This window comes from Centipeda flueggei ATCC 43531, assembly GCF_000160695.1.
GTDB lineage: Bacteria > Bacillota > Negativicutes > Selenomonadales > Selenomonadaceae > Centipeda > Centipeda flueggei.
Map to the genome: position 1 here is coordinate 1,113,757 of NZ_GG694006.1, position 15,075 is coordinate 1,128,831.

Sequence of the window (15,075 nt, forward strand, 5' to 3'; positions counted from 1 at the left end):
GGAAGGAATGTCCATGAAATTCACAAAGCTGTTTGCGGCACTCCTTGCTGCCGCACTTCTCACGCCTGTCCTCGCCCCGGCGGCTGAGGCGGGCATCGGCGGCAGCATCGGCATCACCATACCGACCTCGCATGCGCCCGCCGTACGTGCAGCCTCCAACACCTACGCAGGCGTGCGTGTCGGCGGTCTTTCCGAGGAATTGACCGTCGCTGAAAAGAGCGGCCGGCTCCTGCTGAAGCTGACCGTGCGCAACGAGGGTACGGAGCCTTATGCCGTCGAACATTCGACGGGACAGAACTATGACTTCGCTCTGCTCGACGCAAAGGGACGCGAAATCTGGCGCTGGTCGGACGGCATGACGTTCACACAGGCTCTGCAGACGTATACGCTCGCGCCGGGTGCATCCGAGGAGCTGACCGCCGAGATCGACCGCAAGACGTATAAGGAGCTGCAGGACCGCGCCGTCCTCGCCGCAGCGGGACTGAAGGACACAAACATCCTCGTCTGTGCCGAGGTGCCCGACCCGCGGCGTGCGGGCAGCACAGCGCCGCGCATCCACGGCGATATCGTGATCGGCACCGGCGGCTGGGATCGCTGGTGATGTTTACGTGCTTCACAGCAGCCCCTCGCTTGCAGACGGTCGTGTGCTCGTCCGCCTAAATACCTGCGGATTCCAAACGCGCTTCGCTTGGACGGCAGAAATCCGCAGGAGGCGGGTCGCACACTATTCCCGCCTGCTCCGCTAGGGATTGCCGTGAAGCATCGTCGCACTGGGGTTTTATAGAACGATCAGCAAAACAGGTAAAGCACAAGGATAACAGTCTTGAAACAAATCATCATCAATGCGGACGACTTTGGGCGGCACGTGCTCATCAACCGCGCCGTCGAGAAAGCTGTGCACGAGGGCATGCTGCGCTCTGCGACGATCATGGCAGGCGGCGCGGCGTTCGCGGATGCGGCGGAGCTCGCCGTGCGGACGCCCGCGCTCGGCGTCGGCATCCACTTCACACTCGTGGACGGCACGCCCGTTCTGCCGCCCGCCGAGATTCCGACGCTCGTCACGGCAGAGGGCAGATTTGCCCCCGATCACACAGCGCTGACCGTGCGCGTTCTGCGCGGCATGGTCCGCATGGACGAGGTGCGGGCAGAGCTCTCCGCACAGCTGCAGCGCGTCACGGCGGCAGGCATCCGCCCGACGCACGCCGACAGCCACCAGCACATGCACGTTCTGCCCGGGGTCATCGATGTCGTGCTCGACCTCTGCACGGCGGCACATATCCCTGCTATGCGCGCGCCCTATGCGCCCCTCTTTGCGGGGCAGTTCGGCGGCGTGGCCCAGTTCGTCGGGCGCGCGGGGCTTGCCGTCCTCGCCCATCGCGCGGCGGCAAAGGCACGGCGGCACGGCATCGCCGTCCCCGACCACTTTGCGGGCATCGTCGCGGGCGAGGCGGTCGACACCGCCGCCCTCACGCATATCGCCGCACACCTCGCGGGCGGCGTGACGGAGGTCATGCTCCATCCCGGCACGGACAGCGATATCCTCGTCCGCGCCTGCCGCTGGCAGCACGATTTCGAAGCGGAGCTTGCCGCCGCCTGTGCGCCCGAGGTGCGCACGGCTCTTGCAGCGGGAGGCGCGGCGGTCGTCAATTTTCAGGCACTGACACAATAAGGAGGGCACATGGACAAGATCACCATCATCGTGCCCTGCTACAACGAGGCGGAGGTCATACAGCGTTTCTACGATGCGGTGGAGGCGGCGGCCGCTGCCGTCAAGGACTGTGCCTTTTCCTATCTCTTTATCGACGACGGAAGCTGTGACGGGACGCTCGACGCGATTCACGCGCTCGCTGATGCGCATGAGAACGTCCGTTACATCAGCTTTACGCGCAATTTTGGCAAGGAACCTGCGATGATGGCAGGGCTCGACTTTGCGGACGGCGACGCCGTGCTCATCATGGATGCAGATCTGCAGCACCCGCCCGCGCTCATTCCGGCGATGGTTGCGGCGTGGCGTGCGGGCTATGACGATGTCTGCGGCAAGCGCACGGATCGAAGGGATGAGACCTTCCTCAAGCGCACGATGACGAATCTCTTCTACCGCTCCATGCAGGCGGTCAGCCGCTTTACCCTGCAGCGCGACGTGGGTGACTTTCGTCTGCTCGACCATCGCTGCGTCGCGGCGCTGCGGCTTCTGCGCGAGAATCAGCGGTTCACGAAGGGACTGTTCACGTGGGTAGGCTTTAAGAAAAAAGAAATCCCCTTTCAGGTGCAGCCGCGCGCGGCAGGAAAAACGACCTGGAGCTATCTCGCACTGCTCTCGCTCGCCGTCGAGGGGATCACATCCTTTACGACAGCACCGCTGCGTCTGACGACGGTGCTCGGGCTTATCGTCTCGGCACTTGCGCTCTGCTACATGGTTGTCGTCCTCGTCGATGCGCTCGTCTACGGCGACCCCGTGGCGGGCTACCCGACACTCATGACCGTCCTTCTCTTTCTCGGCGGCGTGCAGCTCCTCTCGCTCGGCATCATCGGCGAGTATCTGGGACGCGTTTTTACGGAGAGCAAGCGGCGGCCGTGCTATCTCATCGACGAGATGGACGGAGAGAAATTTGACAACACGCGTCTCAACAGGGAGGAATCACTGTGACGCAGGAAAATAGAGAGACTCCCCGATACGGCATGACTGCTGTGGCTGCCGTCGCTGTTTTCGCCTTTATGCTCACGCTCAATCACTGGATGCCCCTCCACCGCGACGACTATGACTATCTGATGGTCTGGAAGACGGGCGTCCCCATAGCATCGCCCGCAGATGTTGTATCCTCCGCAGTTCGGCACTATTTTCTGCACGGCGGACGCATGGTCACGGTGTTCTGCCTCGACTTCTTCCTTTGGCTGGGAAAGCCGGTGTTTGACATCGCGAACGCGCTCATGTTCCTCGCGCTCTCTTTTCTCGTCATGATGCATGCGCGCCGCTCCGCCGCACTGACCCACACGCCGGCACTGCTCGCGGCGGCGGCGCTCCTCCTCTGGCTCTCCCTGCCGCATTTCGGCGAAGTCGCCGTGTGGAAAAGCGGCTCGACGGTCTATCTCTGGTCGGCGGTGCCCGCTTTTCTCTTTCTCCTGCCGTACAATCTTGCGCTGAAAGCGATAGAGGAGGGGCAGAGGGAGCGTCGGAGGCGGGCGATCCTGCCGATGTTCCTGCTCGGCGTACTCGCGGGCTGGTCGATCGAGAACCTCGCCGTGACCGTGACGCTCCTCGCGTTCGGCTGTACGTTCCATGCACGGCGGCACGGTGCGTTCGCGCCGTGGATGCTCGCGGGTGCCGTCGGCGCGCTCATTGGGCTCATCGGGCTCGTCGCCGCCCCCGGCAACTACGTCCGATATGAGATACAAGGCGAAGGGAAGGGGATCCTCATCCATCTCGGCAACCAAATCGCCGGACAGGGCGAGATGATGCTCTACCTGCTGCCCGTACTCCTGCTCATCCTCACGGCATTCCGCCTCGCACGCCGCGCACAGGCGCAGCTGCCCTCTGCCGAGCCCGTGGATCCCGGCCGGGGAGCCGTGCTGCTTGCGGCGGTGCTCATCCTTTTCACCGCATCGTATGTCACGGGCGGATGGGCGGCGGCGGCTCTGCGCGATGCCATCATCGGCGGCGTGCTTCTGCCGCTCGGTCTCGACCGCCCCAAGACCATTTTCCTCTTCACGAACGTCATGAACGGATTTGAGGAAATGGCGATCTGCGGACTGATCATTCTCCTCTTCTATGCACGTATGCGCCGGCAGCTTGGGCTGACTGCCGCAGCCATCCGCACGGCGGCGGCACGCGTTCCCCTCCGCGCCCTGCTGCATACGCATCCGCCCCTCCGCTATGCAGCAGTCCTCATGGGGCTGGCGCTCTGCAACAACGCCGTCATGCTCGCCGCGCCGACCTTCCCGGGACGGGCGGCATTCAGTTCTGCGGCGATGTTCGTCACAGCACTCTGCGCCCTCCTCAACTCCCCTGCGCTGCGCCTGATGGTGCCGGCAGCGGCGCGGCGCACGATCTGCACGGCAGCACTTCTCCTCTTCCTCTATACGGGCACGGCAGCACTTTTCATTACACACGCAATACATACGGCAGATGCACAGCGCATCACTGAGATGAAACACGCGGCGCAGCGCGGCATCGTACAGGTACGCTTCCCTCCCATCGAAGCCACAAACCGTGTTCTTCGTCATGTCTACTACGAGGATTGGGACAATGATGTGACACGGGACGGTGCAGCGGAGTACTTTGACCTGTCCGGCATACGCGTAGAAAGCCCTCGCGCCGTCTGGTTCAATGCTGCCGGCACAATGCACCGATGAACGAAGCACCATGACTTTTCATCCCCGCTGTGGTACAATAATGTGCACAACATTGCCCGTAACCCATGTGCTGTAAATGAATGCACACCTCGATTATCTGCTCATGAAAGGAGCTGCATCAAGTCTTGGACAGTCCTTTATCCGACCTTGTCTGTCTCATCCTGCTCATCTTCGCCCTGCGGGCGAATGCCTGCTTTGCCCAGATTGAGACCGCACTCACCTCCTCCCATCGCGGCCGCCTCGAGCGTCTCGCCGAAAACGGTGAAGCCGGTGCAGCAGAGTCGCTTGCCCTTCTAGAGCACGCCGACCGTCCCATCGCCATGGCACAAGCGGGCGTCACCTGCATGAGTCTATTCACGGGACTCGGCATTGGACTCTTTGCCCTGCCGCTCTTTGAGCGCGCACTCACAAAGCTCCTCCCGGGCATGGAGGTCTACGCCGCCGCCCTCATCCTCAGCACCGTCGTCATGACAACACTCACGCTTCTCTTCGGCGATTTCCTGCCGAAACAGATCGCCCTCCAGAACCCTGAGAGCGTTCTCCTGCACAAGCACCGCACCATCGGGCTTCTCACGCGGCTCACCGCGCTGCCGAGTGCCGCCCTCATCTCCATGTCGCGCGGCATTCTGCTGATCTTTGGCATCAACCCCGAGAACCGCATCTCCGCCACGGAGGATGCGGTCAAGGATCTCATGGAGCAGGGCACGGAAGAGGGTACCTTTGAAAAAACCGAGCAGGACATGGTCGACCGCATCTTCCACATGAGCGATCAGACCGCCTCGGCACTCATGACCCCGCGCACGCAGATCGCCTGGGTCGACCTCGCGGAACCCCGTACAGAACAGCTGCGCATCGTACGCACAGGCGCACATGACGTATTCCCCGTCGCCTATGAGAACCTCGATGACTTCCGCGGGGTGGTCTACGCCAAGGAACTGCTGGACGCGGCACTCGCCGGTACAGAGATCGACATCGCAGACTACATCCGCAAGCCGCTCTTCGTCCCGCGCACCATGGAGGGGCTGCGCGTCCTCGAAAAATTCCGCAGCGGCGCCATCCACGAGGCCGTCGTCCTCGACGAGTACGGCGGTGTCGTCGGCTTCATCACCATGGACGACATCATGGGCGAGATCATCGGCAGCGCGGATGAGGACGCGCCCACGGGCACGCGCACAGGCGCAGAGGAGGCGCAGAACTGGGTCTTTGACGGGCTGTTCCCCATCGACGAGTTCAAGGAGGAATTCGGCATCGACGAACTGCCTGACGAGGATCACGATCACTTTCACACCCTCGGCGGCTTCGTCACCGCCCAGATCGGCCGCATCCCCGCCGTCGGCGAAGCCTGCACATGGGAGAATTACACCTTCGAGGTCCTGCAGATGGATCGCGCGCGCGTCGCCCAGATCCGCATGACGCGGACAAATGCTGTGGAAAACGGCGACTGATCGAATGCTGCTTCCTTCGCCTCCCCCGTCGAAGCGGGGGAGGTGGCACGCACCAGCGTGACGAAGGGGGGCGCCCAATGGAAATGATAGGATATAGAGGGAGACACAAAATGAACGAACGCATCTATAACTTTAACCCCGGCCCCGCCGTCCTGCCCGAGGACGTCCTGAAAGAAGTCCAGAGCGAGCTGCTCAACTTCCACGGCACAGGCATGTCCATCCTCGAGATCAGCCACCGCGCCCCTGCCTACGACGAAGTACACCAGCAGGCAAAGGCAGACATCAAAGAACTGATGGGCCTCGGCGACGACTATGACATCATCTTTACCGCCGGTGGTGCCAGCCAGACCTTTGCCCTCATCCCGCTGAACTTCGCCGCCGAATCGCGCCCCGGCAGCTACGCCCTCTCCGGCTCCTTCTCCCAGAAGGCATACGAGGAGGCAGTCAAACTCGGCGTCGGCACCGTCGCCGCCTCCACCAAGGAGGAAAACTACGTCCGCGTCCCGCGTCAGGACGAGCTGAACATCGCGCCGGGCGCGGCATACCTCCACATTTGCCTCAACAACACCATCTACGGCACAGAGTACCACTACACGCCGCAGACAAACGGCGTTCCCCTCTTTGCCGACATGTCGTCCGACATGCTCTCGCGCCCGTGGGACTTCTCCTCCTACGACTTCATCTATGCAGGCGTGCAGAAGAACCTCGGCCCCGCCGGCGTCGTGCTGAACATCGCGAAAAAGGAGCTCCTCGCGAACACCCCTGCCGAGCTGCCGACCATGCTGCGCTACAGCACCTTCCAGAAGAACGACTCCCTCTACAACACCCCGCCCGTCTTTGCCATCTACATCGTCGGCAAAGTCGCCCGCTGGATCAAAGAGCGCGGCGGCCTCGCCGCCATGGGCGAGGCAAACGCAAAGAAGGCGGCGCTCCTCTACGACGCCATCGACAGCTCCGACGGATTCTACCGCGGGCATGCCGACAAGGGCAGCCGCTCGCGCATGAACGTCACCTTCCGCCTGCCGACCGAGGAACTCGAAAAGGCATTCGTCGCTGAAGCGAAGGAACACAGCCTCGGCGGTGTCAAGGGACACCGCAGCGTCGGCGGCATGCGCGCCTCCATCTACAACGCCATGCCCCTCGCGGGCGTCGAGGCACTCGCGGCGTTTATGAACGAATTCCGCAAGAAGCACTGATGATCTACATGACAACAGCACGACCGCAATAATCGTGCTGTTGCCGCAGATAAAAATTAGGCATGCCGCCCTTTCATGTGATATGCTGTTTATATCAATCGTGTTATGGAGATGGTCGACGTGCTTGATGTATTGGACTCCGTATTTCGTTTTATCCTCTGTATCCTGCTGCTGATCTTCTGCCTCATTTTCGCAGCTGTCGGCGGTGTGCTTGAGGTGCTGAGGACCGTCATATCAACGCCGCCGCTTCTTGCGTTCGCCCTCATCGGATCAGTCTTCATCGTATATGCGGGATGGCGGTTCAGCAAGTATCAGAAGGCCTATTTTGAAAAGTATCCTGCACGCAGAAAATAAATAACTCCACGATAAAAGCACTTGCTTTTCAGCAAGTGCTTTTTCACATTGTGCGGCACCACTTCCAACATATGCTTCTTCAAAAAGTGATGCACAAGGGAAAGTGAGGATGCTGCTGTACGGCATCCCCGTTTTTTATGTTGCAGCCATCGTTTCACGCAAGCCAAAATCCACGTTCAAAATCTCGTGTGACCAAAATCGTGTTTTTCACTCAAAAATGGACACAGAAAAGGCTTCGTGGAAATCTCCACGAAGCCTTATTTTTCAATGGCAGAGAGGGTGGGATTCGAACCCACGGTGGCTCATCACCACACTTGATTTCGAGTTTTCTAGCCCTCGTTTTTGCTATTGTCAAGAGCCTCCAAGAAGCCTTGATATTACTGGATTTATAGGCATTTTCTTCAATGGATATTCCCTGTAAATCCCAGCTAAATTCAGCTGTTTTTATGGAGCGTGTGCCCAAAATGTGCCCAAATTTTCCATGAGTACACTTTTCTCGTTTTGATCAGGTGAACCTATTCTTGGGAGATTTGTCTACTTTATACACATACTCTTTCAACCGCCCATATTCTTCCTACTGGACAGAACGGACAGCAGGACAAAAGCAGCCACTTTTAATATCTCTTAAGCCATATACAAGTCTATAATGCCTCGCAGGATTATCCTGCGGGGCTATTTATGTTTGAGGACATTCACATGGCATATATCCATGAAGCACCAATAAGAATATGTAATAATTCGTTTCCACAACCATATATCATATATATGAATATAAATCCCACGCGTAGGCAAAAAGTTCTCGGGACGTTTGGTTACAGGCATTTTCTTATTTAGGTAGATAAACACCTTATTTAGAAAAATACAAGATATAAAAAATGAGATAATTAAAATAAACAAAGGAATCAAGGTGGTGAGAGGATGGATGATCGAAAAGCAATCGTATTCAAACAAATTGGCGCAAAAATTGCCTATTATAGAACCCTGAGAGGGCTGCATCAAGTTGTTTTAGCAGAGAAGATCGGCATAAGTTCAAGTGTGTTAAGCCGTATTGAACGCGGAAAATATAATAAAAATATATCGATATCCATGCTCTTGGATATTGCTGAAGGTCTTGGTGTTGATGTCTCGATGTTCGTCACATTTGATGAACACGAAAAAGCTATGTGGGGAGATCCATATCAACAGGAATACAGTCGCGCTCATAGGCAAAATAAGTTCCAAGGAGAAAATAAACAATGAATTGGTTGATTGATACAATTGAGGATATTTTATCAGATAAGGGTGAAGTCTCGCAAACAGAGCTTCAAAGAGGCGATATTGTAGGCGTGGATAGGATTCTCTATCAACATTATGCCGTTTATGTCGGTGAGAATGCGGTAATTCATTACGCAGGTGCTAATGGATATTTTGATGATGATATATGCGTTCGAGAAGCATCGTTTCAAGATTTTCTAGATGGTGCAACTGAGTATTTTATTTGTCAATTTTCCAAGCGGCATAAAGCTCCTAAAAAACGATATAATCAACCATTTTCTTGTATTCCAATCGGAAACGATTTGCTGGATATATTTAAGACTCTTGAATATCACTTATTTACACCCGAGGAAACAGTAGAAAGAGCATATAGCAGATTGGGGGAACGGGAATATGATCTCGTAAACAATAACTGTGAGCACTTTGCAATATGGTGTAAAACGAATATATCTGAATCATGGCAAGTGAAAACGCTACTAGAGAATTATAAGGGCTTTCCTAAATACGTTGTTTAATGATGATGGAGCAGTCCTCCATCTGGAAGATATTCAATATAAACGTCTATCAATATAGGAGATGAAGGTCATGGAAGGAATTAGTTTCGCGCTTGGAAATTACAGGCTCACATTTGATGATTCCATAAAGGAATATATGGAAATCAGTAAGGAGATGGATGAGTTCTCAAGACCTCTAATAACTGAATTGAAAAACAGCTATAAGAAGCTGGAAAATATTGAATCCGTACATAACCAATTTTTAAATATTGGTGAAGATGCATTAGAAAAGGTTGCTGAACAAGCAATAAAAATCTGTAGTAGATATGGCATTTATGGTATTAACGCTGAAAGGATATTAAATGCAAATGACTTTCAATCTTCTGCCATGGATACATGGTCGCAATGTTTTTCCACAGTAGATAATGTGTATATCCAGATAGAGAGCAAAGCAGCTGCAGAAAAAGGAGAGAGAGAACTCCGAAAAGAAATGCGTATGCGCCTTGTCGGAGGCGGCTTTGGTTTGACAGGTGCTGCAAAGGGAATGCTTCAGGCGGGTGCTATAAATATGCTTACTAGTGCAGCATATGATTTTGTTAATATGTTTGGAAACAATCAATCAGATGCAGAAGCTAGCAAAAATAAGGATGTATTATATCAAGCCAAAGAAACACTATATACCTTGCAGTTTGGCTTTGCGGTTGCTGCAAACATCATTAAGCAAGAACTTTTGCTTGTTGTTGGAATAAAGCCTTTTGAGGATAACAATATAGAGAAAGCCGCGCTCATACTAGAGAATATAAAAAAAGGAAATATCGAGAAGCCCAATGTAGAAGATGCTCTTGTTAGTGCATTGTTGTTGAACCCGTTTGATTCTAATATATATACTGCGTATTTTGTGCGATTGGGGGATATAAACTACCAGTTAGAAGAAATGGCTAAATTCTTCAACTTATATGATTTCGTCCATAGTGAAAAGAAAAGACTTTTACTAGGAGCGATTGCGAAAGAATTCAAGCTGGATGAAGATAACGGAGATGTTCTCCAATCAAGAGCGTTTCGTAGCTTTGGTGCTATTGTTGTCGATATCCGTGATGTATTGCTTGGAACATCTGCTCCAGTGCTCGCGTTTAAAGATATGGAAATCCAGCAAATCAAGCTACAAGTTGCCTTTACAGAGCGTATGATAAAGGCAATGGGTCTATTACGCGATCAATATATTTTATTTGGTCTCGAAGGCATGCTGTCTTACATTAAAGCTGTAGAAAAAGCAGCAAATAAAAGTATAGAAAAACAAACGCTTATATTTCAAGAAGATGAGGTGGACTCTTATGAATATTTTAGAAATCCTGAGATAAAAGAACTTACTATCCCGAGTAATATTCAAGTAATAAGACGTGGAGCTTTTGCAGAATGTTCCTCGTTGAAAAATGTAGTTTTTGAAGATGGGACAGAAAGCGTCCTCGATGCTGCATTTGCTGGTTCGGCTGTTAAAAGTGTAAAGTTTCCCTCTACATTGAAGACGATCGGCATGCAGGCATTTGCAGATTGCAAAGACTTGGAGCATGTAGAGTTGCCGGATGGCCTCGTATCTATTGAAAAAGGTGCTTTTGAAAACTGTCCAAATCTTAAAGAAATCTCAGTACCGAATAGTGTAACGGAAATCGGAGAGAAAATATTTGGCAAGACTAGCATTAAGGTATTATGCAGTCCAGGAAGCGCAATGTCTGAATACTGTAAAGGAGAGTATCTATATACCGTTCCAGGACTTCTTACAAATAAACAAGCTATAAGCAATCGAAGTTGTGTTGTTATCGGTGATGGCTTCACTCGAATTGACAATAAAGCATTCGCCGACAATCTCATTTTGCATGAGGTTACAATACCGAGCAATATAAAGGAGATCGGTAGAGAGGCGTTTAGTGGTTGCGAAAATTTGAAAAAAGTACTCTTTATTCCTGGAGTCGAAAAAATTGAAGGTTATGCCTTTGCAAGCTGTCCAGCACTCAAAGATATTGTATTGCCAAATACTATAAAGGATATTGGCGAAGGTGTATTTGCCTTTTGCCACGGGCTAAAAAAAGTATATGTTCCCGAAGGTACTGTTTCACTGGCCTCGGACTTTGTTGACTTCACGTCTGTGGAAATGGTCGTGCTGCCAGAAAGTTTACAGGAAATATATTCTGTGGACTTTGATACGAGAGAAAGATATGTATATGGCGATTCTAAACACGAATGTGGATTTAAAGGAGGGAAAATCCGCTTTGTATGCAAGCCAGGAACCTATGCATATCAATATTGTAAAGACAATGATCTGAATATAGATGAAGATGAGCGCGCCATCAAATATGAGTTTGAACAGGCTAAAGAGTTGCAGGAGGAAAAAGTAAATGTAGCCGTACATAACAGGAAAGAGTCAAAAGGGGAATTTGGAACGGCAGACTATCTTGGCTGTTTGTTTTGGATAGTTGTAGTAGTTCTAATCATAAAATGGCTATTCTTCTGAAGGGAGGCGTATTATGGGTTATGTACGGCACATCATTTCCATTGTAGTTTTGGTCGTAATCCCCCTGTTTTCTATAGGCTGTGGGGATTTTAGCGATGAAGCAAAGTTAGGAGATGATCGGGCAACATTTGAAAAGACATATAAAAAGGAACTTCGGCAAGATCAGCGATATCTAGCACGCAGCTTGATTTATAGTGATGATGTCACTGTAGGAGTCACTTTTGATCCTCAGTTGGGAGATCGTGTTGAGCATATAGAAATTGCCTCGAAAGGAGGAGAGTTTTCTGAACTGGACGATTTCTTACCTAACGACAAAAGAGAAATTGAACAAGCCGATGAGGAAATGCTAAAAGAGATAAATCGTGTGATAGATGAGTTCTTTGTATGTGAAAAACTCGTATTTTATGAAAGCAAAGAGCTTCAAGGCAAGATTGGAAGAGCACGTTTTAGTGTGGCAAAGTTATCAGTAAAAACTACAAAAAATTATGTTTATGTTGTTAGCACAAAACCAGATGAAATCCTACTGATCAATCCATAAAAGAGGATGGATATACAGGTAGTCATTGTAAATAAGGGAGGCTATGAATGAAGAAAGTATTGTCCATAATCATGCTTGCTACCGTAGTCTTCCTGTTGGGAGGAACTGCACCCAGTACCGCATCCGTCGCAGACGCAGCCGCTGTCTATGCGTATAGTGGGAAAGGGATATGTGTCTATGTTGATACATCATCCATTACCCACACAAAGGGCGGTTTTGCCGTTTATGTCAACGAAACAAATAGCAAAACGTACACGTTGATGCAGGTCTACAAGGATAAGTGGGACTGGAAATTTACAAGTTCTGTCTGTGGGAATGGATTCATTTATCAAGTTGTGCCCACGAAGGCGGTATTTGATATCTGTCAAAACTACTTGTAGGGACAACACATTGCTTATATGGAGGGAGAAAGATGAAAAAGATCATGGCAATGTCAATGCTGATGTTCGCATTGGCATTCAACATCTACCACACGGCAGAGGCAGTGGACCTTTCGTATCGAGGGCCTACAATTTCGTATGATGAGCATAGCCTTTATGTGATTGACCGAGATCGGCTTGAGTTCCGTGTTGTCCAGTTCACGGGCAGCGGGGCTGATACAGCGTGGTATCAATGGCGAGGAGAGTATGTGAACAACCAGCCTTTTGTTCGGGTTGGTATTCTCTCCAACGGTGAATATCACTGGCGTAAATATCCCGTATGGGGTGAAGAAGCTCCTTATGGCGTGATTTTCCGTAATGTATGGAAACGTGTCTACGGATATGGGTTTTCTTGATCGATGAAAAAGGATATGGCGGTTTCAATGTTCAAAGGGAAAAATGTACTCTCAATCATGTTTGCGCTGTTGGTTGCAGTTGTGATTGCAGGTGCTCCGACCAGTGCAGATGCTGCTACGATCTGCATCTATCAAGGCAAGGGTGTTGGCGTTATGGCTGATACAACTTCGCGTTGGTACGATGGTAACGCAGGTGGTGTTGTATGCACATTTCCAAGTTCGCATAATGGACCGCTGACGTATCGATTCACACGCACGGCGAACGGGTGGGAATATGAAACGTTTGGAGATCGCCCATCTTACTACGATGCAAAGCCCATCGTGAATGCGATACTCAAATACATTATGACCGAAGAAGTGACGGACGAATATAAAAATGTCACTTGGTAGCAAGTAAATAGCTCGGAGGGGCTGAGATATCCCACAACTGCGTATAGCTAAGGCTGGTGCCCCCCCATACGAGCAAATATAAAGGTTGTTTTAAGAGAAGAGGTAGAGAGAAATGATAATAGCCATTTTTGCGCTAGTAGTAGCTGTTCTTGGAACGGCATACTGGTATAAAACGCATACGGTCATATCCACAGGACCGGAGGCAGAGGCGAAGGGCTGCCTGTCTGTATTTGCGACCTTTTTCATTGCAGGGATATTCTTAGCAGTTATTTTGATAGGGGTGTTGGCGAGCGTATTTGAGTTTATCATAGACCATTGGATTATATTTGGAGGAATTGCTGCTGTCTTGGTCGGGCTCATGATAATGGGGAAAAAGCAGAGTGATAAAGAATCACAAGCAGTAGCCCCTACTGATTCTGAAGATAGCGATAACTACGATGAAGACGAGGATGATGAGGAATATGACGATGAAGGGGCAGATGATGAATACGACGATGAGGAATATGATGATGACGAAGAATATCAAAAAAATGACAAAAGAGTAAAATAAAAGTTGTTGTGCTCCCCCATAGCCACGCGGCTATGGGGGATTTTCTGTCTTTATAGGAGGTATACAACATGAAGCAAGGTCATACATTACAGGAACTCGGGCAGGAGCTGACACGTCAGCGCGAGGCCCGGAAGGATTTTATCTCAGATACGAGGTCGCTCGCGATGGATTCGTCCGTTGCTGGTGGACGTTTCCTCATCGCTCTTGGCGATGACACGCAGGAGTATACGATTGGTGAGACCGCTCATCAGCAGATCGCTGCGCGTCTGCAAATCCCCTACCGCTACTATCAGAAAATGCAGAGGGAATATCCGACGCTCCTCGATGAGAATGTCAACGGATGGTTTCGACAGTCACCCGAGCGTCGGATGATTCGTGTGCTGGATGGCAATGTGCGTGCATTCCTCTCCGACCGCTATCGCCGTCTGGATAATCTGGAACTCTGCACGGCGGTGTTGCCCGTGATTCAGGAGATGAAGGACGCAGCGATTATGAGCTGTGAGGTCACGGAATCACACCTCTATCTGAAGGTGGTCAACAAGAAGCTGAAAGCCGAGGTCGGCGTTGGTGATGTTGTGCAGGCGGGCTTTGTCGTGTCCAACAGCGAGGTCGGGCTTGGCAGTCTGAAGGTCGAGCCGCTGATCTATCGCCTTGTCTGCAAGAATGGGCTGATCGTCAAGGACTTCGCACAGAAGAAGTATCATGTCGGGCGGCAGGTCGCAGCAGAGGACGATACCGCCTATGAACTGTACTCCGATGAAACACTAGCGCAGGATGACAAGACATTCTTTATGAAGGTACAAGACACCGTACGTTGTGCCGTGGATGCCGCAAAATTCCATGTAACCGTAGACAAGATGCGTGAAGCGATGGAGATTCCACTTGCGGATAATCCTGTACAGGCGGTCGAGGAGCTGGCAGATCGCTTTCTCCTCACGCAAAATGAACGCGGCGATGTCCTGCGGCAGTTCTTTATGGGAGGAGACAACAGCCGCTATGGTCTCATCAATGCGGTAACGGCAGCGAGCAAGCTGGCGGACAGCTATGAACGCGCTACGGAACTGGAGCGTATCGGAGGAGAACTCTTAGCCCTGCCAGTACCGCAGCGCATTGCCATGCAGGAACATAACGTCACGCCTCTGCGAAAGCGATTGGCGCGGGCATAGGATAGATAAGCACCGTCCTCTTTGTGGGGCGGTGCCATTTTTATGAATGGAGGATTT

16 protein-coding genes are annotated in these 15,075 nt (G+C 51.8%); all 16 read left to right on the plus strand.

From position 1 onward, the window contains the following. Positions 1–13: 13 nt before the first annotated feature. Complete coding sequence (locus HMPREF0908_RS05255) at positions 14–601, plus strand: BsuPI-related putative proteinase inhibitor (RefSeq protein WP_040572439.1); 588 nt, start codon at positions 14–16, stop codon at positions 599–601. A gap of 222 nt (positions 602–823) precedes the next feature. Further along, positions 824–1,669 carry a ChbG/HpnK family deacetylase gene (locus HMPREF0908_RS05260; protein WP_006690418.1) on the plus strand — a complete coding sequence of 282 codons (846 nt, stop codon included), beginning with the start codon at positions 824–826 and terminating at the stop codon, positions 1,667–1,669. 9 nt (positions 1,670–1,678) lie between these two features. Next, the gene (locus HMPREF0908_RS05265; protein ID WP_006690419.1) at positions 1,679–2,647 is read left to right on the plus strand and encodes a glycosyltransferase family 2 protein; all 969 of its coding nucleotides are present in this window, start codon (positions 1,679–1,681) and stop codon (positions 2,645–2,647) included. Between the two features lie 32 nt (positions 2,648–2,679). Beyond that, entirely contained in the window at positions 2,680–4,350 is a 1,671-nt protein-coding gene (locus HMPREF0908_RS05270) for a DUF3329 domain-containing protein (RefSeq protein ID WP_006690420.1), read from the plus strand. 125 nt (positions 4,351–4,475) lie between these two features. Beyond that, the gene (locus tag HMPREF0908_RS05275) at positions 4,476–5,795 is read left to right on the plus strand and encodes a hemolysin family protein (protein WP_006690421.1); all 1,320 of its coding nucleotides are present in this window, start codon (positions 4,476–4,478) and stop codon (positions 5,793–5,795) included. 110 nt (positions 5,796–5,905) lie between these two features. Then, entirely contained in the window at positions 5,906–6,991 is a 1,086-nt protein-coding gene (gene serC / locus HMPREF0908_RS05280; RefSeq protein WP_040572440.1) for a 3-phosphoserine/phosphohydroxythreonine transaminase, read from the plus strand. A 105-nt stretch (positions 6,992–7,096) separates the two neighbouring features. Next, positions 7,097–7,345, plus strand: coding sequence for a hypothetical protein (locus HMPREF0908_RS05285; RefSeq protein WP_006690423.1), 249 nt, complete (start codon positions 7,097–7,099; stop codon positions 7,343–7,345). Positions 7,346–8,263: 918 nt separating this feature from the next. After that, the gene (locus HMPREF0908_RS05290) at positions 8,264–8,584 is read left to right on the plus strand and encodes a helix-turn-helix domain-containing protein (RefSeq protein ID WP_006690424.1); all 321 of its coding nucleotides are present in this window, start codon (positions 8,264–8,266) and stop codon (positions 8,582–8,584) included. Then, a complete protein-coding gene (locus tag HMPREF0908_RS05295) occupies positions 8,581–9,114 on the plus strand; it encodes a lecithin retinol acyltransferase family protein (RefSeq protein WP_006690425.1) in 534 nt (177 codons plus the stop codon). The genes HMPREF0908_RS05290 and HMPREF0908_RS05295 overlap by 4 nt, the downstream gene beginning before the upstream one ends. Before the next feature lie 70 nt (positions 9,115–9,184). Further along, positions 9,185–11,599 (plus strand): leucine-rich repeat domain-containing protein, encoded by a 2,415-nt coding sequence (locus HMPREF0908_RS05300; protein WP_040572441.1) that lies wholly within the window; start codon positions 9,185–9,187, stop codon positions 11,597–11,599. 13 nt (positions 11,600–11,612) lie between these two features. Further along, entirely contained in the window at positions 11,613–12,137 is a 525-nt protein-coding gene (locus HMPREF0908_RS05305) for a hypothetical protein (RefSeq protein ID WP_006690427.1), read from the plus strand. 47 nt (positions 12,138–12,184) lie between these two features. Next, positions 12,185–12,517 carry a hypothetical protein gene (locus tag HMPREF0908_RS05310; protein ID WP_006690428.1) on the plus strand — a complete coding sequence of 111 codons (333 nt, stop codon included), beginning with the start codon at positions 12,185–12,187 and terminating at the stop codon, positions 12,515–12,517. A gap of 32 nt (positions 12,518–12,549) precedes the next feature. Continuing rightward, on the plus strand, positions 12,550–12,912 hold the full coding sequence (locus HMPREF0908_RS05315; protein WP_006690429.1) for a hypothetical protein: 363 nt from the start codon (positions 12,550–12,552) through the stop codon (positions 12,910–12,912). A 3-nt stretch (positions 12,913–12,915) separates the two neighbouring features. Further along, positions 12,916–13,302 (plus strand): hypothetical protein, encoded by a 387-nt coding sequence (locus HMPREF0908_RS05320; RefSeq protein WP_006690430.1) that lies wholly within the window; start codon positions 12,916–12,918, stop codon positions 13,300–13,302. Between the two features lie 112 nt (positions 13,303–13,414). After that, positions 13,415–13,852, plus strand: a complete 438-nt coding sequence (locus HMPREF0908_RS05325; RefSeq protein WP_006690431.1) for a hypothetical protein — start codon at positions 13,415–13,417, stop codon at positions 13,850–13,852. Positions 13,853–13,920: 68 nt separating this feature from the next. Beyond that, positions 13,921–15,018 (plus strand): DUF932 domain-containing protein, encoded by a 1,098-nt coding sequence (locus HMPREF0908_RS05330; protein WP_006690432.1) that lies wholly within the window; start codon positions 13,921–13,923, stop codon positions 15,016–15,018. The last annotated feature ends 57 nt before the right edge of the window (positions 15,019–15,075 follow it).